At 53.7% G+C, this 21,816-nt stretch carries 20 protein-coding genes and 2 pseudogenes; 9 read left to right on the top strand and 13 right to left on the bottom strand.

Going from position 1 to position 21,816, the window contains the following annotated elements; genetic code table 11:
- Window positions 1-194: 194 nt before the first annotated feature.
- The 4 genes from lldP to FHC48_RS11890 all read left to right on the top strand — a co-directional run bounded on the left by lldP (window position 195) and on the right by FHC48_RS11890 (window position 5,335).
- On the top strand, window positions 195-1,850 hold the full coding sequence (gene lldP / locus FHC48_RS11875; protein ID WP_039267048.1) for an L-lactate permease: 1,656 nt from the start codon (window positions 195-197) through the stop codon (window positions 1,848-1,850).
- On the top strand, window positions 1,847-2,620 hold the full coding sequence (gene lldR, locus FHC48_RS11880; protein ID WP_032654503.1) for a transcriptional regulator LldR: 774 nt from the start codon (window positions 1,847-1,849) through the stop codon (window positions 2,618-2,620). Before lldP ends, lldR begins: the two co-directional genes overlap by 4 nt.
- The gene (lldD, locus tag FHC48_RS11885; protein ID WP_008502721.1) at window positions 2,617-3,804 is read left to right on the top strand and encodes a quinone-dependent L-lactate dehydrogenase; all 1,188 of its coding nucleotides are present in this window, start codon (window positions 2,617-2,619) and stop codon (window positions 3,802-3,804) included. The genes lldR and lldD overlap by 4 nt, the downstream gene beginning before the upstream one ends.
- A gap of 181 nt (window positions 3,805-3,985) precedes the next feature.
- Window positions 3,986-5,335, top strand: a complete 1,350-nt coding sequence (locus FHC48_RS11890; protein ID WP_220418801.1) for an aromatic acid/H+ symport family MFS transporter — start codon at window positions 3,986-3,988, stop codon at window positions 5,333-5,335.
- Between the two features lie 401 nt (window positions 5,336-5,736).
- Here the strand turns inward: FHC48_RS11890 and FHC48_RS11895 are convergent, their stop codons facing one another.
- The 4 genes and pseudogenes from FHC48_RS11895 to FHC48_RS11910 form a co-directional block, all read right to left on the bottom strand.
- A complete protein-coding gene (locus FHC48_RS11895; RefSeq protein WP_045337482.1) occupies window positions 5,737-6,144 on the bottom strand; it encodes a DUF943 family protein in 408 nt (135 codons plus the stop codon).
- Window positions 6,137-7,372 (bottom strand): PAAR domain-containing protein, encoded by a 1,236-nt coding sequence (locus FHC48_RS11900; RefSeq protein WP_045337480.1) that lies wholly within the window; start codon window positions 7,370-7,372, stop codon window positions 6,137-6,139. Before FHC48_RS11900 ends, FHC48_RS11895 begins: the two co-directional genes overlap by 8 nt.
- Complete coding sequence (locus tag FHC48_RS11905) at window positions 7,372-7,848, bottom strand: PAAR domain-containing protein (protein ID WP_039267054.1); 477 nt, start codon at window positions 7,846-7,848, stop codon at window positions 7,372-7,374. The genes FHC48_RS11900 and FHC48_RS11905 overlap by 1 nt, the downstream gene beginning before the upstream one ends.
- A 179-nt stretch (window positions 7,849-8,027) precedes the next feature.
- A pseudogene (locus FHC48_RS11910) lies at window positions 8,028-8,531 on the bottom strand (recombinase family protein).
- Between FHC48_RS11910 and FHC48_RS11915 the strand changes: the two are divergent.
- Both FHC48_RS11915 and trmL read left to right on the top strand, forming a co-directional pair.
- A pseudogene (locus FHC48_RS11915) lies at window positions 8,515-9,165 on the top strand (Tn3 family transposase); the annotation flags it as partial. The pseudogenes FHC48_RS11910 and FHC48_RS11915 overlap by 17 nt on opposite strands.
- 111 nt (window positions 9,166-9,276) lie before the next feature.
- On the top strand, window positions 9,277-9,750 hold the full coding sequence (gene trmL / locus FHC48_RS11920; protein WP_021242431.1) for a tRNA (uridine(34)/cytosine(34)/5-carboxymethylaminomethyluridine(34)-2'-O)-methyltransferase TrmL: 474 nt from the start codon (window positions 9,277-9,279) through the stop codon (window positions 9,748-9,750).
- Here trmL and cysE read toward each other — a convergent pair.
- From cysE to FHC48_RS11945, 5 genes are all read right to left on the bottom strand, one after another.
- Entirely contained in the window at window positions 9,747-10,568 is an 822-nt protein-coding gene (cysE, locus tag FHC48_RS11925) for a serine O-acetyltransferase (RefSeq protein WP_008502718.1), read from the bottom strand. The two genes, trmL and cysE, sit on opposite strands and share 4 nt — an antisense overlap.
- A gap of 74 nt (window positions 10,569-10,642) precedes the next feature.
- Window positions 10,643-11,662, bottom strand: a complete 1,020-nt coding sequence (gene gpsA / locus FHC48_RS11930; RefSeq protein ID WP_008502717.1) for an NAD(P)H-dependent glycerol-3-phosphate dehydrogenase — start codon at window positions 11,660-11,662, stop codon at window positions 10,643-10,645.
- Window positions 11,662-12,129, bottom strand: a complete 468-nt coding sequence (secB, locus tag FHC48_RS11935) for a protein-export chaperone SecB (RefSeq protein WP_008502716.1) — start codon at window positions 12,127-12,129, stop codon at window positions 11,662-11,664. The genes gpsA and secB overlap by 1 nt, the downstream gene beginning before the upstream one ends.
- Window positions 12,130-12,161: 32 nt before the next feature.
- Window positions 12,162-12,413 (bottom strand): glutaredoxin 3, encoded by a 252-nt coding sequence (grxC, locus tag FHC48_RS11940; RefSeq protein WP_008502715.1) that lies wholly within the window; start codon window positions 12,411-12,413, stop codon window positions 12,162-12,164.
- 11 nt (window positions 12,414-12,424) lie between these two features.
- A complete protein-coding gene (locus FHC48_RS11945; protein ID WP_008502714.1) occupies window positions 12,425-12,856 on the bottom strand; it encodes a rhodanese-like domain-containing protein in 432 nt (143 codons plus the stop codon).
- 247 nt (window positions 12,857-13,103) lie between these two features.
- On the opposite strand from FHC48_RS11945, the gene gpmM reads away from it, so the two are divergent.
- The 3 genes from gpmM to FHC48_RS11960 are packed head-to-tail and all read left to right on the top strand — an operon-like array spanning window position 13,104 to window position 16,877.
- A complete protein-coding gene (gene gpmM / locus FHC48_RS11950; RefSeq protein WP_023294812.1) occupies window positions 13,104-14,648 on the top strand; it encodes a 2,3-bisphosphoglycerate-independent phosphoglycerate mutase in 1,545 nt (514 codons plus the stop codon).
- 33 nt (window positions 14,649-14,681) lie between these two features.
- On the top strand, window positions 14,682-15,941 hold the full coding sequence (envC, locus tag FHC48_RS11955) for a murein hydrolase activator EnvC (protein ID WP_025910576.1): 1,260 nt from the start codon (window positions 14,682-14,684) through the stop codon (window positions 15,939-15,941).
- Window positions 15,942-15,944: 3 nt separating this feature from the next.
- Entirely contained in the window at window positions 15,945-16,877 is a 933-nt protein-coding gene (locus FHC48_RS11960; RefSeq protein ID WP_059364345.1) for a divergent polysaccharide deacetylase family protein, read from the top strand.
- 33 nt (window positions 16,878-16,910) lie between these two features.
- Here FHC48_RS11960 and FHC48_RS11965 read toward each other — a convergent pair whose 3' ends face one another.
- The 4 genes from FHC48_RS11965 to FHC48_RS11980 all read right to left on the bottom strand — a co-directional run bounded on the left by FHC48_RS11965 (window position 16,911) and on the right by FHC48_RS11980 (window position 21,672).
- Entirely contained in the window at window positions 16,911-17,831 is a 921-nt protein-coding gene (locus tag FHC48_RS11965; protein ID WP_227028238.1) for a capsular polysaccharide synthesis protein, read from the bottom strand.
- Window positions 17,832-17,846: 15 nt separating this feature from the next.
- Complete coding sequence (locus tag FHC48_RS11970) at window positions 17,847-18,695, bottom strand: glycosyltransferase (RefSeq protein ID WP_045337136.1); 849 nt, start codon at window positions 18,693-18,695, stop codon at window positions 17,847-17,849.
- A 71-nt stretch (window positions 18,696-18,766) separates the two neighbouring features.
- Entirely contained in the window at window positions 18,767-20,026 is a 1,260-nt protein-coding gene (locus tag FHC48_RS11975) for an O-antigen ligase family protein (protein ID WP_310572868.1), read from the bottom strand.
- A 65-nt stretch (window positions 20,027-20,091) separates the two neighbouring features.
- Window positions 20,092-21,672: a phosphoethanolamine transferase gene (locus tag FHC48_RS11980; RefSeq protein WP_045337140.1), complete on the bottom strand. Its 1,581-nt coding sequence runs from the start codon at window positions 21,670-21,672 to the stop codon at window positions 20,092-20,094.
- Window positions 21,673-21,816: the final 144 nt, after the last annotated feature.

The following is a 21,816-nucleotide window of genomic DNA, read 5'->3' on the forward strand; positions in this document are numbered from 1 at the left end:
TCAATCCTCCCCCGGTTCACAATTCCATTATTTCCGCTCACAAAACCATTGCTAGCTCATAACATCTGGTTAACCATTCATTGTCATTAACCCTACAACACAACATTGGCAGGACCACTTTTACACAGACTGTGACGCAGAGATGAGCGGAGACTCACCCGCAGCGCAGGCTGTCCGGTCCCCAGGAGACCTGCATGAGCCTCTGGCAACAAAACTACGACCCGGCCGGAAATATCTGGCTGTCGAGCCTGATCGCATCGCTGCCGATCCTGTTCTTCTTCTTTGCGCTGATTAAGCTCAAGCTGAAGGGCTACCTTGCCGCGACGTACACCGTCGCCATCGCCCTGCTGGTGGCGCTGTTCTTCTACAAGATGCCGGTCGATCGCGCGTTGGCCTCCGTCGTTTACGGTTTCTTCTACGGCCTGTGGCCGATTGCGTGGATCATCATCGCGGCGGTCTTCGTCTATAAAATCTCGGTGAAAACCGGGCAGTTCGACATCATCCGCTCGTCGATTCTCTCCATCACGCCGGACCAGCGCCTGCAGATGCTGATTGTCGGCTTCTCCTTCGGGGCGTTTCTGGAAGGCGCGGCAGGCTTTGGCGCACCGGTGGCGATCACCGCCGCGCTGCTGGTGGGGCTGGGCTTTAACCCGCTCTATGCCGCGGGCCTGTGCCTGATTGTGAACACCGCGCCGGTGGCGTTTGGCGCGATGGGTATTCCGATTCTGGTCGCGGGCCAGGTGACCGGTCTGGACAGCTTTGAGATTGGCCAGATGGTTGGCCGCCAGCTGCCGTTCCTGACCATTATCGTCCTCTTCTGGATCATGGCGATTATGGACGGCTGGCGCGGCGTGAAGGAGACCTGGCCTGCGGTGATGGTGGCGGGCGGTTCGTTCGCGATTGCCCAGTACCTCAGCTCGAACTTCCTTGGCCCGGAGTTGCCGGACATCATCTCTTCGCTGGTGTCGCTGGTCTGCCTGACGCTGTTCCTGAAACGCTGGCAGCCGGTTCGTATTTTCCGCTTCGCCGACATGGGCGCTTCGCAGGTCGATCAAACGCTGGCCCGCACCGGCTACACCGCAGGCCAGGTGATCCGCGCCTGGTCGCCGTTCCTGTTCCTGACCGCCACGGTTACGCTGTGGAGCATCCCGCCGTTTAAAGCCCTGTTCGCCCCGGGCGGCGCGCTGTACGACATGGTCATTAACGTTTCTGTCCCGTTCCTCGACAAGATGGTCGCCCGTATGCCGCCGGTGGTGCACGCCGCCACGCCGTATGCCGCGGTCTATAAATTCGACTGGTTCTCCGCCACCGGGACCGCCATCCTGTTTGCCGCTATTCTTTCCGTGGTGTGGCTGCGCATGAAACCTGCGGCTGCGGTACAGACCTTTGCGGCGACCGTTAAAGAGCTGATGCTGCCGATTTACTCCATCGGCATGGTGCTGGCGTTCGCGTTTATCTCGAACTACTCCGGTCTGTCATCAACGCTGGCACTGGCGCTGGCCCATACCAGCCACGCCTTCACCTTCTTCTCGCCGTTCCTCGGCTGGCTGGGGGTGTTCCTGACCGGTTCCGATACCTCGTCTAACGCCCTGTTTGCCGCGCTGCAGGCCACGGCGGCCCAGCAGATTGGCGTGTCGGACGTCCTGCTGGTGGCCGCGAACACGACGGGCGGCGTGACCGGGAAAATGATCTCCCCGCAGTCCATTGCCATTGCCTGTGCGGCGGTGGGACTGGTCGGTAAAGAGTCGGATCTGTTCCGCTTTACCGTGAAACATAGCCTGATATTCACCTGTATGGTCGGAGTCATCACCACCCTGCAGGCCTATGTCTTAACCTGGATGATCCCATGATAGTGATGCCCAGACGCCTGTCCGACGAGATTGCCTCTCGCGTGCGGGCGCTGATTGAAGAACAACAGCTGGAAGCGGGCATGAAGTTGCCCGCCGAACGCCAGCTCGCCGCCCAGCTTGGCGTGTCGCGCAATTCACTGCGCGAGGCGCTGGCAACACTGGTCAGCGAAGGGGTGCTGGTAAGCCGTCGCGGCGGCGGCACCTTTGTACGCTGGCAGCATGACGACTGGTCCGAGCAAAACATCGTTCAGCCGCTGAAAACGCTGATGGAGAACGACCCGGACTACAGCTTCGACATCCTTGAAGCGCGTCACGCCATCGAAACCAGTACCGCCTGGCACGCGGCCATGCGGGCAACCGAGGCCGACAAAGAGAAACTCATCGCCTGCTTTGAGGCCACGCAAAGCAGCGACCCGGATATCGCCTCCCAGGCGGACGTGCGCTTTCACCTGGCGATTGCCGAGGCGTCGCACAACGTGGTGCTGCTCCAGACCATGCGCGGGTTCTTTGACCTGCTGCAATCCTCCGTGAAGCAGAGCCGCCAGCGGATGTATCTGGTTCCGCCGGTGTTTGCCCAGCTGACCGAACAACACGAGGCGGTGCTCAACGCCATTCTGGCCGGCGATGCCGAGGCCGCACGCAAAGCGATGATGGCGCATCTCGGTTTCGTGCACACCACGATTAAACGATTCGATGAAGACCAGGCCCGACAGGCGCGTATTACCCGTCTGCCTGGCGACAGTGATATTTCCAGGGAGAACAAAGCATGATTATTTCAGCAGCCAGTGACTATCGCGCCGCGGCGCAGCGCATTTTGCCCCCGTTCCTGTTCCACTATATTGACGGCGGGGCATATGCCGAATACACCCTGCGCCGCAACGTGGAAGACCTGTCGGAGGTGGCTCTGCGCCAGCGCGTGCTGAAGAATATGTCTGACCTGAGCCTTGAGACGAAACTGTTCAACGAAACGCTCTCCATGCCGGTAGCGCTCGCACCTGTCGGCTTATGCGGCATGTACGCCCGCCGTGGTGAAGTGCAGGCCGCCGCCGCGGCAGATGCCAAAGGCATTCCGTTTACCCTCTCTACCGTCTCGGTCTGCCCGATTGAAGAGGTCGCCCCGACCATCAAGCGGCCAATGTGGTTCCAGCTGTACGTCCTGCGCGATCGCGGCTTTATGCGTAACGCGCTGGAGCGCGCCAAAGCGGCGGGCTGCTCCACGCTGGTCTTTACCGTTGATATGCCGACCCCCGGCGCGCGCTATCGTGACGCCCACTCCGGCATGAGCGGCCCGAACGCTGCGCTCCGTCGTTACTGGCAGGCCGTGACCCACCCGCAGTGGGCGTGGGATGTCGGCCTGAACGGTCGTCCGCACGATCTCGGGAATATCTCGGCGTATCTGGGTAAACCCACCGGGCTGGAGGATTACATCGGCTGGCTGGCGAACAACTTCGATCCGTCCATCTCCTGGAAAGACCTGGAGTGGATCCGCGAATTCTGGGACGGCCCGATGGTGATCAAGGGGATCCTCGACCCGGAAGATGCCCGCGATGCGGTCCGCTTTGGCGCAGACGGGATTGTGGTTTCTAACCACGGCGGCCGCCAGCTCGACGGGGTGCTCTCCTCCGCCCGCGCCCTGCCGGCCATTGCCGATGCGGTGAAAGGCGATATCGCCATCCTGGCCGACAGCGGGATCCGCAACGGGCTGGACGTGGTGCGCATGATTGCACTGGGTGCCGACAGCGTGCTGCTGGGCCGCGCGTATCTGTACGCCCTGGCGACGGCGGGCCAGGCAGGCGTGGCGAATCTGCTTAACCTGATCGAAAAAGAGATGAAGGTGGCGATGACGCTGACCGGTGCAAAAACGATTAGCGAAATCAGCAGGGATTCTCTGGTTCAGGAGTTAAGCAAATTACCGGCCGCGCTGGCTCCGCTTGCTCAGGGAAACGCTGCCTGAATTACCCCACGTTAACACCTCTTCTCATGCGTCCGATCTCCCCCTCGGGCGCTTTTTTATGCCAAAAATAACATCCAGGTAACATATTGGATAAGAAAATTTGACATCTACCTGTCGCCCGCAATTGTATAGACAAGCAAAGACAAGAACACAAAAACAACATCACATCAGAGGGGAGCGTATGACCTATTCAGGTAAGGTGGATATTCAGCAGGTGATCGACGACAGCCGCTTTTCAGGGTTTCACTGGCTGCTCATTGTGCTGGGCTTTCTGGTTCTGGCGATCGATGGCTTTGATACGGCGGCAATGGGCTACATCGCGCCCACGCTGTCGGCAGAATGGGGGATCCATAAGCAGGATCTGGGGCCGGTGCTGAGCGCGGCGCTGCTGGGGCTGTCGCTGGGCGCGCTGATTGCCGGTCCGGTATCGGACCGGATGGGCCGCAAGCGCGTGCTGGTCTTTTCGTGCCTGTTCTTCGGCCTTGCGAGCCTGGGGACGGCCTGGGCGCAAAGTCTGAATACCCTGACGCTGTGGCGCTTCCTGACCGGCCTGGGGCTCGGTGCCGCCATGCCGAACGCCATTACGCTGATCTCCGAGTTTGCCCCCCAGCGCTGTCGCGCGATGGCGATTAATACCATGTACTGCGGCTTCCCGCTGGGTGCGGCGGGCGGCGGCGCGATCTCGTCCTGGCTGATTCCCCACCACGGCTGGCGAAGCGTGCTGCTGACCGGGGCAATTGCGCCGCTGATTTTAACGCTGCTGCTGGCGCTGCTGTTGCCGGAGTCGGTGAAGTTTCTGGTGCAGCGCGGGAAAGACGTCGCCCAGGTTCGCCGCATCGCCAGCCGGTTCGCCCGCAGCACGCTGGATAGCGTCACGGGCTTTTTCCTGGCGGAGGAGAAGGTCGCGTCGAAAAAAGGCAGCGTGTCGCAGCTGTTTTCCATGCCCTGGCTGCCCGGCACCCTGATGCTGTGGGTCACCTACTTTATGGGACTGGTGATTTACTACGTCCTGCTGAGCTGGATGCCGACGCTGATGCAGGGGATGGGCTATGCCCTGGCGGAATCCGCCTGGCTCACTTCGCTGTTCACCTTCGGCGGTACCGCAGGCATTCTGCTCGCGGGCTGGATGATGGACCGCTGGGAAGCGCACAGGGTGGTTGCGTGTGGTTTCGTCCTGACGATGGGCCTTATTCTGTTACTGGGCATTGAGCATAACCATATCGCCCTGTTTGGCGGGCTGATCTTCCTGATGGGGATCGCGATGAACGGCGCGCAGTCGGGCATGCAGACTCTGGCCGCCACCTTTTACCCTACCGAGTGCCGCGCGACGGGCATCGCCTGGATGCAGGGCATCGGCCGCTTTGGTGGCGTGGCGGGAACCATGACCAGCGCCCAGCTTCTTTCCATGCAGTGGCAGGCGGACAGTATTTTAATGATCCTCAGCGTGCCCGCCCTGCTAGCCGCGGCGGCAACTGTCTACAAAATGCGGCATAAGGGGTCCGCTTGGAAAACGGAAAATATCCTACCCTAAGGTTGTTTTGACGGAATGAAGTACGTATATGCTCGAACTCCCCATTTAGTCCGACTAACGCACTTGTTCAGGTAACTGTTTTCTTTAGTCCAGCCCTAAAAGACACGACGAATCGCCAGTCGCGTTAACCATTGGTAACAGGTTTGCAGAGTAATGATGATGTAGGCGGTGCTACAGAGCTCTTGAAGTGGTGCCCTGACTGCGGCTACCCTGGAAGGACAGTTTAGGTATCTGCGCTCCGTGAAAGCCAGTTACCATCGGAACAAAGAGTTGGTAGTTCTGAATTCCGGAAAAAAACCACCGTTGGTAGCAGTTTTTTGTATACAGGGCAAGAGATTACGCGCGAAAAAAAGGATCTCAAAGATCCTTTTTGATTTAACGTTCAGTCATTAAAATTTACGTTAATACGACTCATATTTAAGCCCATAATTCTGGCTATATCGTACATCCAAAAGTGGCTTTCTATCAATACACCGCTTCTCTGTCTGTATGTCATTGAAGCAAGAAACCTCATCAATAAACCCAAGCAAGCTTTCATTCGGCTCGGTACGATATCCATTCCCAAAATCCATAATAGATATGTAGTAATAATAATCTTCGCCTTTATTCGGTATACCGTATTTTTCCTGAATCATATCCTTGTTGGCTTCCCACCAGGCTATCTGGCGGCTTTTCAGGTACGGAAAATGCCTGACCAGTATCGTATCGCCATCATGTACTGCCACAATATCAACCGGCGTCAGGTACTGCCAGAGCAGAAAGCCACCGGCAGCCGCCGCAATAACGCCCGCTATCAGCCACTTATTCATCCCGCCTCCCGCTGATTTCCACGGTCGTATTCATCTCGGTGATAAACGGCCTGTAGCCGTATTTCACATAACGCTGCAGCACAAACCAGGTCCGGAAAATTCGTCCCTGATGAAAAACAGGGTTCAGAATGTCTGCATCATCAAGTCCGAAGTGATCTTGAATCCGGTAATGCACCTTCGCCCGGTAGCTGTTGCCCGTCACCTCCAGCGACTGCAGCGTGATATGCGTCGACCAGGTATCATGGACGGTTATCACCAGCCCGTTAGTACGGTCGATAAGATGGTCAAACTTTGGCAGAACAGCCCCACTTAACTCCTTAAAGTTTCCCTTTTCGTCAAACAACTTGTCCTTCTTATCGAGAGGAATAAATCCATACTCGTAGTTAATTGCTGCTTTTAGAACATTTTGGATTCTCAGCAACGAACTTTTCCCAGAACGGTCATTCAGGATCTGCTCTTTCAGCGCCTTATCCAGTAGCGGGCTGCTGTACGGTGTGCCGCTGTTCTTCTGCATGTGGTTGATCATCTCAGTGATGATGTTCTTATACGGACCGTGAAAGGAGAACACCTTCGCCAGTTCACGAAACTCATCAAACATCAGTCGCGCGCTTTCCTCCCGGCTGACTACAACCGGCGCACTCTCCGTCAGGCTGCCCGAATAAAATCCATCATACGGACTGGCTACAACCCGCGGCGAAAGGGTCAGCGTATACGGGTTCACTTTCGCCGAGACGTCCGTCAGGCCAAAGCGCCCTTTCAGCGCTTCCTCGCTCAGATCGCCGTGGTGCATGTCTTTAGCGCCATAATCATCCATCATGCGCTGTGTGGTATAAATCCGCGCGGGAAGGGGCATTGGCTCAGGTTTTTTTTCTTTCTCTTCAGCCAGTTTTTTCTTCCGGGCAGTTTCATCACGCTCGGCTGCCAGCCCGGCATTGCAGTTATATTCGTAGGTGTTGTCCAGATCCTGCGGAATGAATTTCGCCCGACACGGACAGGAACTGTAACTTTCGATGGAGCCGGCTAGCTGGCGGTTTACTCCGCCCACTTCGTACATGTCGCCCATGCCACCACAGATACGGTAGATCCCGGGATGTTTTCCGCAGGTCACTTTATCGGACTCCCGCGCCTGTGGTCGCCCGAAAAATTGGGTGTCTTCAGCACCGGTGATAATTTTGCCGCCACAGACGGTACGATCTCCCTGGAAAAGAAAATAACCTTCCAGCGCCATCAGTGTTTACCTCCCGGCACCGTTAAAAAGCCATCAGGCAGTGTATCGCCCTCACGGAAAACACACATCTGACTACCCTGAGGCGTGGAAATAATTTCATCGCCGTTATCCAGCATGCTGCCCACGAGCGCCATCGATTCCCCCTGCGTCATTTGGCCTTTACCGGCTCCACAAATAATGGTCGCCTCGCGCCCGTCCGAATACACCACTTTATCCCCGACCCGCGCGGCATAATGCCCGCCAAGGGTACTTTTGCCGGATACCTCACGGATCACGCCACCATGACGGGTCAGGCTGCCAGCCGTTGCCCCCCGGAAAATATGGAGAACAGCGCGCTGTAACACTGATTCCATTTCTGCGACGAGCGACTGACGCGTCTGCGGATCAACTCCTGCCAGAAACTCATCGGTCAGCCACGGCTGACGCAGCCGTTCCAGCACATCAGGGGTCAGTTCATTGGTGTATTGCTGTGACATGTAAAACCCTCACGGTTTATATGGTTAACATCTGACCCATCATACACCGACGGACATTTTATCGCCGTTTCCGTAAAGGAATACAAAAGTAAAATTTTGTAAGATGCAGCGCTCTAACTCCCTGAACAGGCTTATTTTACCCTGAGAATAGTTTGTCGTGTGGTGCTGAATTCACGAGCCTAAGCACTCACAGTTATCCCGATGCTAAGGCGTTCCAGGACTAATTACTTTTGTTCCTCATTCAATGCAGAGGGGCGTCCAAAGCGTTTCCCTGATGCTTTTGCCTGTGCAATACCAGAGTGTGTGCGCTCAATGAGCAGTTCACGCTCAAATTCTGCCACCGCCGAGATTACCTGCATCATCATTTTTCCGGCAGGGCTGGCGAGGTCCACACCGCCCAATGCGAGACAGTGAACCCGAATTTCAGAATCAGCCAGCATTTCAACTGTCTTTCTGATGTCGATTGCATTGCGTCCGAGACGATCAAGTTTGCTGACAATCAACACATTGCCATTTTCCATGCGATCAAACAGCTTGGTAAAAACAGGGCGTTCACTGGCGGCAACCGAACCGCTGATATGCTCTTCACTCATTCGTTGGGGTTTGATGGTAAAACCAGCCGCTTCAGTTTCACAACGCTGGTTTTCTGTTGTCTGTTCAAGAGTGGATACCGCAGGCTTCACTGAGCATGTTTTCGCGCTAATGCATCTGCTCGGATTCGCTTTTGCGTCAAGTATCCGGGATCTTCATGACAAACGGTTGTTTATTCATGGGAAAGCTGAGTTGTATCCGGGGCTTCAGTCAATCATATCCTTAACCAGTCTGAATCTTAAGGAAATTGAAGCACTCTGGCATGAGGTACTGCGTCTGGCAAAGGCATTAAGGGAGATTGGCCGCATCGAAAGGTCATTGTTTATGCTGGACTGGTTCCGGGATCCTTCATTGCGTCGCCGGGTGCAGGCAGGGTTGAATAAAGGTGAGGCCCGCGATGCCCTGGCGCGAGCTGTCTTTATGCATCGACTGTGGGAAATCAGAGATCGGGGGCTGGAAAATAAGAGCTACCGGGCCAGTAATCTGACATTGCTGACTGCGGCGATCTCGCTGTGGAATACGGTATATATAGAAAGAGCCATAGATTCTCTGAAGCGGAAAGGACTCCCGCTAAATGAACAGCATATTGCGCATCTTTCCCCGCCAGGATGTGAGCACATAAATCTCAGCGGGGACTACGTCTGGCGAACAAACCTCTAGCTGGGACAGGGTAAATACCGCACGTTACACTCAGTAGTTAGCAGCCTGTACAAAAAACAGGCTTAGCGTAGGATATTTTCCGTTTTCCAAACGGCCCTCTATAGTCGCTCGCAGGAACCCGGCGTCGCGTAGTTCCTCTCTTTTCTGCTATTCTGCCCCCGCTATTAAGGGGGCAGCATGCTTAACATCGTTTTATTCGAACCAGAAATTCCGCCGAATACCGGCAATATTATCCGCCTGTGTGCCAACACCGGTTTTCGTCTGCACATTATTGAGCCGATGGGCTTTACGTGGGACGACAAACGCCTGCGTCGCGCAGGGCTGGATTATCATGAATTTACCGCCGTTATTCGCCACCACGATTACGCCGCGTTTCTGGAAGCAGAGCAGCCGCAGCGCATGTTCGCCCTGACCACTAAAGGCACGCCAGCGCACAGCGCCGTAAGCTATCAGGCAGGTGACTATCTGATGTTTGGCCCGGAAACCCGCGGCCTGCCGGCCACGATTCTGGATGCCCTGCCCGCTGAGCAGAAAATCCGTATTCCGATGATGCCGGACAGCCGCAGCATGAACCTGTCGAACGCGGTGTCGGTGGTGGTGTATGAAGCATGGCGCCAGCTGGGATATCCGGGCGCCATTCTCAGAAGTTAAATGCCGTCACCATACTCGAAGGTATGGTGAATGCCGTTGAAGTGCTGATCCATATCCATGGACGGCTTATCGCTGTCTGGCTTACCGACGATGCGCGCCGGTACGCCAGCGGCGGTGGTGTGCGGCGGCACCGGCTGGAGCACCACGGAGCCTGCGCCGATCTTCGCGCCGCGCCCGACTTCGATATTGCCGAGGATTTTGGCACCCGCGCCAATCATCACCCCTTCACGAATTTTCGGATGGCGATCGCCGCTGGTTTTCCCGGTACCGCCCAGGGTAACCGACTGCAGGATCGAGACGTCGTCTTCAATCACCGCCGTTTCCCCGACAACGATCCCGGTGGCGTGGTCGAGCATGATCCCGCGGCCAATCTTCGCCGCCGGATGAATATCAACCTGAAACGTCACGGAAACCTGGTTTTGCAGGAAGATCGCCAGCGCGCGGCGGCCTTCATTCCATAGCCAGTGGCCGATGCGGTAAGCCTGCAGGGCGTGGAAGCCTTTCAGGTACAGCAGCGGCGTAGAATATTTATCGACCGCCGGGTCACGCGTGCGCACCGCCTGGATATCACAGGCGGCAGAGGCGATCATTTCCGGGTCAGCGGCGTAAGCCTCTTCCACCACCTCACGAATCGCAATCGCGGGCATGATCGAGGACGCCAGCTTGTTGGCGAGCATATAGCTCAGCGCGCTGCCGAGGTTTTCGTGCTTGAGTAGCGTTGCGTGGTAGAAACTGGCCAGCATAGGCTCACAGTCGGCCAGCGCCCGGGCTTCGGCTTTAATGTTATTCCAGACGATATCCAGTTCTTCACACGGCATTGCTTACTCCAGACGATAGTTAATGACCAGCCAGTTCTGCGCTGGCTGGGTCATTCAGGTGACAACGGTTCCGACTAGTTACTGCTGCGCTCGTCCTTGCGCGCACGACCTAATAAGGTCAATGCTGCCTCGCGCGCATTTTTTCCGCAATACAATACCTGATAAATTTCCTCGGTTATTGGCATTTCGACACCGAAACGGTGCGCCAACTCGCGGACTTCTTTGGTATTGCGGTAGCCTTCCACCACCTGGCCAATCTTCTCCTGCGCGTCTTTCACATCGCTGCCCTGTCCGAGCATCATGCCAAAGCGGCGGTTACGAGACTGGTTGTCGGTACAGGTCAGCACCAGATCGCCCAGGCCAGCCATCCCCATAAAGGTGGCCGGATCGGCACCCAGCGCTTCGCCCAGGCGGGACATCTCGGTCAGACCGCGGGTGATCAGCGCCGTACGGGCGTTGGCACCAAAACCAATGCCGTCGGACATCCCGGCGCCAATCGCAATCACGTTCTTCACCGCGCCGCCCAACTGCACGCCGATAAAATCGGGGTTGCTGTAAACGCGGAAGCTCTTGCCGCAGTGCAGCAACTGCTGGAGATCGTCGGAGAAGGCCCGATCGGTGGAGGCCAGTGAAATCGCCGTCGGCAGGCCAGCGGCCAGCTCTTTGGCAAAGGTCGGGCCGGAGATGACCGCCAGCGGGATCGCATCACCCAGCGCTTCGCGGGCAACGTCCTGCAGCAGGCGTCCGGTTTCGGCTTCCAGTCCTTTCGTCGCCCAGACAACGCGCGCATCCGGGCGCATCAGCGGCTTAATCTGACGCAGCACGTCGCCAAAGACATGGCTCGGAACCACAATCAGAATGTTGCGGCTGGCCGCCAGCGCGGTCGCAAGGTCGCTTTCAAGGTGCAGGGTGTCAGGGAACGGAACGTCCGGGAGAAACGCCACGTTACAGCGGTCGCGCTGTAGCGTCGCGATATGTTTTGGGTCGTGGCCCCACAGGACCACATCGTGACCATTTCTTGCCAGCGTGATGGCAAGAGCGGTGCCGTATGAGCCGGCACCGATCACAGTCATTGACGCATTAACAGTGCTCATCAGGCATCCTGATGTTGTTCAGCACCTTCGCCAGCTTGCTGCTGCAGATAGTTCATGAACAGCGCATCAAAGTTAACTGGCGCAAGGTTCAGTTGCGGGAATGTACCGCGAGAAACCAGGCTGGTGATGCATTCACGTGCATACGGGAACAGAATGTTCGGGCAGTACGCACCCAGGCAATGCGCCATCTGGTTGCCTTCGATACCGCCGATGGAGAAGATACCGCCCTGCTGTACTTCACACAGGAAAGCAGTCTCTTCGCCCAGAGAAGCGGTCACGGTCACACGCAGTACGACTTCATACACGTCATCAGCCAGTTGGGTTGATGCGGTATCCAGATCAAGTTTAACCTCTGGCTGCCAGTCTTTCTGGAAAACGTGCGGCGCATTTGGCGCTTCAAAAGAGACATCTTTGGTGTAGATGCGCTGGATCTGGAAAATCATTTCATTATTGCTTTGTTCTGACATGGAAATACCCTTTTTAATTGTCCTAAAGTCTCTTAGCTCAGCAGCGGATCGAGTCCACCACGGGCGTCGAGCGCATACAAGTCATCACAGCCGCCAATGTGCTGCGCATCAATAAAAATCTGTGGAACCGTCGTACGACCACTACGTTGGATCATCTCTTCGCGTTTAATCGCGTCACCGTCAATCGGCAGTTCCTGGAACGTGACGCCTTTGCTATTCAGCAACGCTTTCGCACGGTGGCAGAACGGGCACGTCGCTTTGGTGTAGATCTCAATATGGGCCATGACTGAACTCCTTATTTACCGCGTACCAAAGGAAGATTTTCCCCGCTCCAGCCGGAAATGCCTTCTTTCAGCACAGATACGTTTTCGAAGCCTGCTTTATGTAGCAGGCTGGCGGATTCCTGCGCCTGCATGCCGGTACCGTCAACAACGATAATCGGCTGGGCTTTATGCTTCTCAAGCTCGCCCACGTTGTTCGCTTTGATTTCAGCAGGCAGCAGGTTAATCGCACCTGCAATGTGCCCTTTGCGGAAATCGTCACGCTGACGCAGATCGACCACGACAGCATCTTCTTTGTTAATCAGACGCGTCGCTTCACCACGGGTGATAACCTTAATCTTAGACGTCAGGCTCTTAAATGTGGTGAACAGCACAGCAGCCAGCAGGCCAATCCACGCGATGCTCAGAACCGGATGGCGGCTAACGAATTGCATAATTTCTTGCATGGAGGGTAACTACTCCCGACTTAGTGATTAAAAAAACCAGGACAGGAGTATACCTGTGCGTTCTGGCAAATACAGCCAGCGACCCTAACCTAATCCATTTTCTGCGGCATGCCACCTAAAAAAATGCCTCAAAATGGTCTGGCGAGTACCTTGCCCCTGCGCTTTCTTTGATCTTCTGCGGCTATTTGATCGATTCAGCTGTAGTAAAATTACGCAAATTTTGACTCTTGAGCATGAGGTTGTCGCAATGTCGGTTTCTAAAAAACCTATGGTACTGGTGATTCTGGATGGCTATGGCTACCGTGAAGACAGCCAGGATAACGCTATTTTCAACGCCAAAACCCCGGTCATGGATGCCCTGTGGGCAAAACGTCCGCATACGCTGATTGACGCGTCTGGCCTGGAAGTGGGCCTGCCGGACCGCCAGATGGGCAACTCCGAAGTCGGTCACGTTAACCTGGGCGCCGGGCGTATCGTGTATCAGGACCTGACGCGTCTGGACGTTGAAATCAAAGAACGCACCTTCTTCTCCAACCCAACGTTGTGTGGCGCGGTTGATAAAGCCGTTGCTGCTGGCAAGGCCGTTCACATCATGGGTCTGCTCTCTGCTGGCGGCGTTCACAGCCACGAAGATCACATCATGGCGATGGTTGAACTGGCCGCTGAGCGCGGTGCGGAAAAAATCTATCTGCACGCCTTCCTGGACGGTCGCGACACGCCACCACGCAGTGCGGAAGGCTCCCTGAAAGCCTTCGAAGACAAATTCGCCGCGCTGGGTAAAGGCCGCGTGGCCTCCATCATTGGTCGTTACTACGCCATGGACCGCGACAACCGCTGGGATCGCGTTGAACAGGCCTATGACCTGCTGACCCTGGCAAAAGGGGAATTCCAGTTCGCGACCGCCGTTGAAGCGCTGGAAGCGGCTTATGCACGCGATGAAAACGACGAATTCGTAAAAGCGTCCGTGATTCGCGCTGAAGGCCAGGCCGATGCCGCCATGGAAGACGGCGACGCGCTGATCTTCATGAACTTCCGCGCTGACCGCGCGCGCGAAATTACCCGCGCGTTCGTCAACAGCGACTTCGACGGTTTTGCCCGTAAGAAAGTGGTAAACATCGACTTCATCCAACTGACCGAATACGCCGCAGACATCAAAGCGCCGTGTGCGTACCCACCCGCCTCGCTGGCAAACACCTTCGGTGAGTGGATGGCGAAGAACGACAAAACGCAGCTGCGTATTTCCGAAACGGAAAAATACGCGCACGTGACCTTCTTCTTTAACGGTGGCGTTGAAGAGCCGTTCAAAGGCGAAGAACGTATTCTGATCAACTCCCCGAAAGTCGCCACCTACGATCTGCAGCCAGAAATGAGCTCTGCAGAATTGACTGAAAAATTGGTTGCGGCCATCGAGAGCGGCAAATACGACACCATCATCTGTAACTACCCGAACGGCGACATGGTCGGTCATACCGGGGTGATGGAAGCGGCAGTGAAAGCGGTTGAAGCGCTGGACCACTGCGTTGAGCAGGTGGCGAAAGCGGTTGAATCCGTTGGCGGCCAGCTGCTGATCACCGCGGATCACGGTAACGCTGAACAGATGCGCGACCCAGCGACCGGACAGGCGCACACCGCCCACACCAACCTGCCGGTTCCGCTGATTTATGTGGGTGATAAATCAGTGAAAGCCGTAGAAGGCGGCAAGCTTTCTGACATCGCGCCAACCATGTTGTCGCTGATGGGTATGCCGATCCCTGAAGAGATGACTGGTAAGCCGCTGTTCATCGTGGAATAATCGCTCCCCATGAGGGGAAAGGCGATTTTTTCAATCACATGGGTCGTGAAGCCGCTTAGGTTATCAGTCAGACCTCTGTTTTACGCCAGCGCACTCAGCGCTGGCGTATTGCTGTGCGCCGCATCCGCCCACGCGGATGACCGCGACCAGTTGAAATCCATTCAGGCCGATATCGCCGCCAAAGAGCGTGCGGTACGCCAACAGCAGCAACAGCGCGCCGCCCTGCTCGCCCAGCTTAAGCAGCAGGAAGAGGCCATCTCCGCTGCCACGCGTAAACTCCGTGAAACGCAAAACACCCTTGCCCAGCTGAATAAGCAGATCGACGAGATGAACGCGTCGATTGCCAAACTGGAGCGCCAGCGCGATGCGCAGGAGCGCAACCTTGCCGCACAGCTTGATGCCGCATTCCGCCAGGGTGAACATACCGGGCTCCAGCTCATCCTCAGCGGCGAAGAGAGCCAGCGCGGCCAGCGCCTGCAGGCCTACTTTGGCTATCTGAACCAGGCGCGTCAGGAGACGATCGCGCAGCTGAAGCAGACGCGCGAAGAGGTTTCCACGCAAAAAGCCGAGCTGGAAGAGAAGCAGAGCCAGCAGCAGACGCTGCTCTACGATCAGCAGGCCCAGCAGGCAAAGCTTGAGCAGGCACGCAACGAGCGTAAGAAAACCCTGGCCGGTCTCGAGTCCTCGATTCAGGAAGGGCAGAGCCAGCTGAGCGAAATGCGCGCCAACGAATCGAAACTGCGCAACAGCATCGCCCGTGCGGAAGCCGCGGCGAAAGCGCGCGCCGAAAAAGAGGCTCGCGAGGCGCAGGCCGTTCGCGACAAGCAGCAGGAAGCCTCCCGCAAAGGGACCACCTACAAGCCAAGCGAAAGCGAACGTTCCCTGATGTCGCGTACCGGCGGCCTCGGCTCTCCTCGCGGTCAGGCTTTCTGGCCCGTTCGCGGTTCAATTCTGCATCGCTATGGCGAACAGCTGCAGGGTGAGCTACGTTGGAAAGGGATCGTTATCGGTGCGTCTGAAGGTAGCGAAGTGAAAGCCATCGCCGATGGCCGCGTGATTCTGGCCGACTGGCTGCAGGGTTACGGGCTTGTGGTAGTGGTCGAGCACGGTAAAGGCGACATGAGTCTTTACGGCTACAACCAGAGCGCGCTGGTCAGCGTCGGCACGCAGGTGCGCGCTGGCCAACCCATCGCCCTTGTGGGCAGCAGTGGCGGTCAGGGCCGCCCGTCACTCTATTTCGAAATTCGTCGTCAGGGTCAGGCGGTCAATCCACAGCCGTGGTTGGGAAGATAAGTTTTGCTTCAATTTCGTCGAATCGTTTTCTCCGTCGTCGGCGCGCTGGCGCTGGCTGCACCGGTATACGCCGGTAAGCTCGCTATCGTGATTGATGACTTCGGTTATCGCCCACATTATGAAAACCAGGTGCTGGCGATGCCGTCGGCCATCTCCGTTGCCGTCCTGCCGAATGCCCCCCACGCGCGTGAGATGGCGACCAAAGCCCACAGCAGCGGGCATCAGGTTCTCATCCACCTGCCTATGGCCCCGCTCAGCAAGCAGCCGCTGGAAAAAGATACCCTGCGCCCGGATATGAGCAGCGAGGAGATCGAGCGCATCATCCGCGACGCCTACAACAAGGTGCCGTATGCCGTAGGGCTGAACAACCATATGGGCAGCGCGATGACGTCGAGCCTGTACGGGATGCTCAAAGTGATGCAGGCGCTGGAGCGCTATAACCTCTACTTCCTCGACAGCATGACCATCGGCAACAGCCAGGCGATGCGCGCCGCTCAGGGAACGGGCGTAAAGGTGATTAAGCGCAAGGTGTTCCTGGATGATACCCAGAACGAAGCCGATATTCGCGTGCAGTTTAATCGCGCGGTACAGCTGGCCCGCCGCAATGGTTCGGCCATTGCCATCGGTCACCCCCACCCGTCTACCGTCCGCGTCCTGCAGCAAATGCTGCCGACCTTACCTTCCGATATCACGCTGGTGCGCCCGAGCGACCTGCTGAACGAGCCGCAGGCGGATACCTCTACGCCGAATTCTGCGCAGCCCACCCCGACGGCGCCGCGTAATCCGTTCCGCGGCGTGAAGCGCTGCGTACCGAAGCAGCCGCTAGAACCGGTCTACGCGACCCGCTTCTTCTCCGTCATCGGAGACAGCATCAGTAACAGTACGCTGGTGAAATACGTCCAGCAGCAGTGGCAGGGATGGGGTAAGAAAGCCTGACGATAATAAGCCACCGTCATGGTGGCTTTTTTCTCACTTTAGTTCGAAAGTGCCATCAAGGATCAGGCTATATATTGTCGGCTGGCCGTTGTTTGAAGTACGGTAAGACCCTTTATAAGACAATTTATATATGCCTATAGGGTCTTCCATAAATTGTTTTTGTATTTCCAGTGAGAAATGCTCATTCATACTATTTTTTAGTAAAAAACGATTTTCACCGAGCACAGGTTGAGATAAAATAATTTCTCTTGAGTGGCTATCGTTTTCAAAATAATAAGAAAAGATATAATCCATTAAAAAATAGTCTATGATTTTATCATGCTTTTGCCAGTATTCTAAAAGCACATTCATTACATTACCGATTAAATAGCCATTTTTCTCGGAAACCAAAAAATAAGTTGTCCAGAAACCGTTGCTAATACTCCCAGAGCAATCTGCTGGAGTGAAACGCAAAGAACAAAATGAGTAATTGGCAAGGTAGGAAGGTAAATCCTGAGCCATAAATATGGTAGAGTCAAGCCATACACCGCCATATTCATACAATAAACAGCAACGTAATAAATCAGAGAAGTGAGCTTTACCGATCAATTCAGAATTATATTTCTCAATAATCACACCAGGTAGTGTAATATAATCCGAAAAATTATCTTCAGTAATAATTATAATCTCATATCCATTTGAGTGTTTATAAACAGAGTCGACACAGCGTTTAACTAACTCAGGCGCGTTATCCAGCCCCTGGAACCAGCAGATCCAGATAATGTTTGATTGCATCGGTTCCGATGTGTGCGAATCGTCAGGTTGAACCTTGAGATCATCAATAATGCTAAAAATCGCTTCTTTTTTCTTCCGCTCAAAATGGCAAGCAGCACGCTGAAAAAGAGAAAAACCCGTTTTTTTGTGCCAGCGCCGGGTTTTCTTGATGAGCTTATTCGTTGCATTCAGATTCATCATTTCACCTAATTAAATTCAGAATAGCTCTTTTAGCGTACGGCGAAACAGTTTCATTTTTAATTTAGCGTCTTTTTTACGCCCGCGTAATAAGCAATTCATGCGCGATGATGTAAAGCCACGAAACGACATAAGTTGGAATAAATTATTGCTGCGGGTCACTTCAGACATGTGCCGACGGTATTTAAAATAGAGTTTCCGATACGCATTGTATTTTTTAACCTGCGACGTAATACGATCGCTCCCGTGTTCAGCATCCACCATCGCAGTACTGAAACTGTATTTGATTCCTGGACCATACTTCAGAATTAATTTAATCCACACATCGCGATCTTGCTGCTGTTTAATTTCAGGGGAAAATCCGCCTACGCCTAACAGTTTTTCTTTTGTGGTCAATACCTGATTGCCAACCACGTTTTCACACAGAATATCCTGCAGCTCAATGATTCGTTTGTCATCAGTTTCCGGATAGGTACGGTGGGTTTTGTCCAACCTGGCGGGCGTGTCCGTCACGAAAGCATACTTATCATCATACCGCTCAGCGAGCTTCGTCAAACGCTCTGGCAGGAAATAATCGTCGTCATCAAGCCCCGTTACAAACACGCCGTGCGAAAGCGCATAGCCCCGGTTACGGCTGAAGTTAGAACCGCTGTTCTTTTCGTTACGCTCGTAGATGAAATGTACAAAGCGCGCCTCACACTCAGCGCGCATACGCTCGATAAGTTGAGGGGTTTTCTCATTGGAGCAGTCATCAACAATAACCAATTCTACTGCGGGATATGTCTGAGCAATAACTGAACGAATTGCGCGTTCCAGCAACGCCTCTCTGTTGTAGGTGGTGATGATGACTGAAATCAGTTCGTTCATGGGGTACTCGTCTGGTAAAAGGTATTTCTCCCTCGGAAGAATACCTTTTTCCCGAGGGAGAATCAAAACGGTTACTTAATGACAGTACGATGTTTGTTTTGTTCCAGGAAAACAATCGACATTATCAGCGTCAACATCCACGCAACAGGAGTTGTTTTAGAATAGAACATCACACCACCTACGCCGAACATAACAATCGAAACCAGGAACGCGAAAAGTATAATACTTTTACGTTTACGTAATGCATACCAGCCAAGCGATATCACAAACAGAATATAAAGAAGAACGCCTGAAGGTCCTTTCACTGAAAGCGTTTCGACGATTTCATTATGAAGATGACCGCGGATGTGATCCAGCGCGCCTGACAAGCTTGGGTCTTTATTAACCTCGGAAATTATCTTTGCGTTTCGCTCATCTGTCGACTGCCATAAATAATTATTTTTAGACGCAGCTAATCCCGTTTTCCACATAGCAAAACGAGCCCCAACAGAAGTGGCACTGTTCGCTTTATCATAGGAAACAATGTCATTGTTAAAGTCGTTATAACGCTTTATCAGGCTGTCTTTCATCATAAATGCACCAGCCAGCAACGCGATCAGGAAAACCGCAACTCCCTTCCATGGGATATGCTTTTCCTTGTAGAACTTCACCACCAGCAATGCGAAGAAAATAATCGGATAGGTCAGAATGGCTGCTCGAGTTTCTGTCGCCACCAGTACCAGGAAAGTGATAAAAAAATGCCCGAGTACAAACAACTCTTTCCATCTACTTAAACTGTGCTGAAGAACCAGAATCGTGTAGAAGGAAATAAATGCAATGGTATAAGCGGCCCCTGTCGCATCCGCCCCACCGGCAAGGGAAAGCGTAACTCTTTGGTTTCCAAGAAAAATATTTTGATATCCTGCATAGACAATAATCATCACCTGCAGCGTGATGACCAGCAACATATGGATTTTATTACTGCCGATTTTGAATTGCTCTCTGCTCACAAGCATGAAGATGGAGAATGCCCCGAAAAGGCAGATTTTCCCGACTTCAAGATAGGCGCGATAAGAGTTGATCGCCTCACTATCAACCTTATACATTCGGTACCAGGCCAAATCGCAAATTCCAATAGCCAGCAGGACCAGACAAAGCCAGAATGCATCGTTCTTTCTGGAATTTTTAATATCCAATAAGAAAATAACGAATGCTGTTACACCCGCCAGGCCCAAAATTTTGGCGGATAAATTAGGTGAAACAACGACGCAACCAAAAGCTAAAGCACACATTCCGAAGAGTAGCTGCAGCAATACAAACTGGACCTTATCTCGTTCTACATTAATCATCATTATTCCATTTACTATAAAGGAAAAACAGGCTAGCACACTGAAAAAACAAGTTTATCACACCTGTGTTAACGAATATTACGCCAGTCAAAGGACTTCCCGGTCGTATCCAGCACGGTTACGTTTTTATTATAACCGGCAAGCCATGATTGTACAGACAGGGCAGGTTCTCCCTGACGATGGATCCCAAGCCATAGCTCAGCCAGCGTATTAATATCATCAGCAGACCAGACAGTTTTATAATCTCCGGTATACTGCTTATCGGAATCCACCTGATGTCCGTACCAGATAAACACAGGGATATGCAGAGCCTCTCGTGGAGGATTAACATTTCCGTGCGAATACGCAACCGCACGCTTCGGATCTCGGACCAGGCCATGATCGGAAAAATACATAACTGATGAGCGCGAGTCTTCGAGCAAGCTAAAGACCTTACCCATCAACATATCCGTGTATCGCACCGAATTGTCATAACAATCATCAGCTTCATTATCACCCTGCAGCACCGCCTGGCTGGCAGGGAAGCGTCGACAGGACGGTTCGTGACTTCCATACAAATGCAGAACAATCAGTTTCTTGCCCGGCGTTTTTAACGCATTCCGCAACAGCGGCAGAAGGTCTTCGTCGTAGCCCCCGTCAATCCACTCATGCTGTTTCGTGTTCAGGGCAATTCCGGTAATGACGTTATTATGCGCCCCTCCTTTACCCTGACGACTAAACCAGTACGTATCATATCCCGCTTTGTTAGCGATATTGATGACGTTATCGCCATACTTACGAGGATCTCGTGCATTCACAGTATCGGCGGTCAACGCCAGCGGAACCGCCATAATCGTGACCGGAGCAGGCGTTACAGCATTACGGAACAATAATAGCTGCGATTTTTGCTTCTCCAGCTCCGGTGTCGTATCTCGAGGATAACCATAGATACCCATATTTGCCGTGCGCTCAGACTCACCAATAATCAATACATAGTTTTCGATGCCAGTATCGGATAGCGTGATTTTATAATCAGGAATGTTATTACCGATATTGGCCACCACGGCATTATCTTCGATGGCCTGCATAAAGACTTTAGACGTGCTGACAGGTGTTGCCTGAACCACGCGCTGCGCCAGGCTTTCTACGCTGCTTTTCCTGAGTTGATGCTGCAAGGCCTGACCATAAAAACTCAGCAGCGTGACGGCAAGCGCAATGGCGGGCCAGCGACGAAAACGCGGCGCGACAGGCCATATCCCGGTATTGGCGGTAAAAATGAAAAACGCCGAGAGGGCGATAAAAATCAGGCAATCGCGCCAATACAAACCGAGCATCGAACTTGCTTCACCCGGTGTCGTATTAAGTACGCTTAGCGCAAACCCATAGCTAAACGCAGAATTGAAATTACTCCAGGCATATAACTGTAAAGTGATGTCTGCCGCGACTGGAATTAATAAAATAATCGCAAGTACATTTCTGAATATTTTATTGTTTATACATTTTAACGACAGCAATATCAGTGCGAAAACCAGCATACGGTTAATTACCGCATTATATTTAGCATGTATAATATTAACGCCAATGACTATTAGCAGGGAAATAAAGAAAGTTAAGAAAGCGGTAAATCGCGAAGGTGTCTCAACCAACTTCTGTGGAAATAGTGTGGACATAATGACCTAATTAGCCTGGCAGAATCTTTCCTGACGCAATCATTTTAACTACTTGAATGAACGTGTGGAGAAGACGGAATGGAGAAAATTTCGCCAAAAGTTAACAAGTAACCTCTGGAAAGTCAAACCGCTAAGAAAGAGCGC

Source organism: Enterobacter sp. EC_50, from assembly GCF_019584525.1.
Taxonomy (GTDB): domain Bacteria; phylum Pseudomonadota; class Gammaproteobacteria; order Enterobacterales; family Enterobacteriaceae; genus Enterobacter; species Enterobacter roggenkampii.

Excerpts from the sequence above, each read along its gene's own strand:
- FHC48_RS11900 (WP_045337480.1), bottom strand. The coding sequence starts at position 7,372 with ATGGCGCTGGAAGGTTATTTTCTTTTCCAGGGAGATCGTACCGTCTGT.
- FHC48_RS11895 (WP_045337482.1), bottom strand. The coding sequence starts at position 6,144 with ATGAATAAGTGGCTGATAGCGGGCGTTATTGCGGCGGCTGCCGGTGGC.
- FHC48_RS11905 (WP_039267054.1), bottom strand. The coding sequence starts at position 7,848 with ATGTCACAGCAATACACCAATGAACTGACCCCTGATGTGCTGGAACGG.
- lldR (WP_032654503.1), top strand. The coding sequence starts at position 1,847 with ATGATAGTGATGCCCAGACGCCTGTCCGACGAGATTGCCTCTCGCGTG.
- lldP (WP_039267048.1), top strand. The coding sequence starts at position 195 with ATGAGCCTCTGGCAACAAAACTACGACCCGGCCGGAAATATCTGGCTG.
- gpmM (WP_023294812.1), top strand. The coding sequence starts at position 13,104 with ATGTCGGTTTCTAAAAAACCTATGGTACTGGTGATTCTGGATGGCTAT.
- FHC48_RS11890 (WP_220418801.1), top strand. The coding sequence starts at position 3,986 with ATGACCTATTCAGGTAAGGTGGATATTCAGCAGGTGATCGACGACAGC.
- grxC (WP_008502715.1), bottom strand. The coding sequence starts at position 12,413 with ATGGCCCATATTGAGATCTACACCAAAGCGACGTGCCCGTTCTGCCAC.
- FHC48_RS11980 (WP_045337140.1), bottom strand. The coding sequence starts at position 21,672 with ATGTCCACACTATTTCCACAGAAGTTGGTTGAGACACCTTCGCGATTT.
- lldD (WP_008502721.1), top strand. The coding sequence starts at position 2,617 with ATGATTATTTCAGCAGCCAGTGACTATCGCGCCGCGGCGCAGCGCATT.
- FHC48_RS11965 (WP_227028238.1), bottom strand. The coding sequence starts at position 17,831 with ATGATGAATCTGAATGCAACGAATAAGCTCATCAAGAAAACCCGGCGC.
- cysE (WP_008502718.1), bottom strand. The coding sequence starts at position 10,568 with ATGCCGTGTGAAGAACTGGATATCGTCTGGAATAACATTAAAGCCGAA.
- FHC48_RS11945 (WP_008502714.1), bottom strand. The coding sequence starts at position 12,856 with ATGCAAGAAATTATGCAATTCGTTAGCCGCCATCCGGTTCTGAGCATC.
- trmL (WP_021242431.1), top strand. The coding sequence starts at position 9,277 with ATGCTTAACATCGTTTTATTCGAACCAGAAATTCCGCCGAATACCGGC.
- FHC48_RS11970 (WP_045337136.1), bottom strand. The coding sequence starts at position 18,695 with ATGAACGAACTGATTTCAGTCATCATCACCACCTACAACAGAGAGGCG.
- FHC48_RS11975 (WP_310572868.1), bottom strand. The coding sequence starts at position 20,026 with ATGATGATTAATGTAGAACGAGATAAGGTCCAGTTTGTATTGCTGCAG.
- gpsA (WP_008502717.1), bottom strand. The coding sequence starts at position 11,662 with ATGAGCACTGTTAATGCGTCAATGACTGTGATCGGTGCCGGCTCATAC.
- secB (WP_008502716.1), bottom strand. The coding sequence starts at position 12,129 with ATGTCAGAACAAAGCAATAATGAAATGATTTTCCAGATCCAGCGCATC.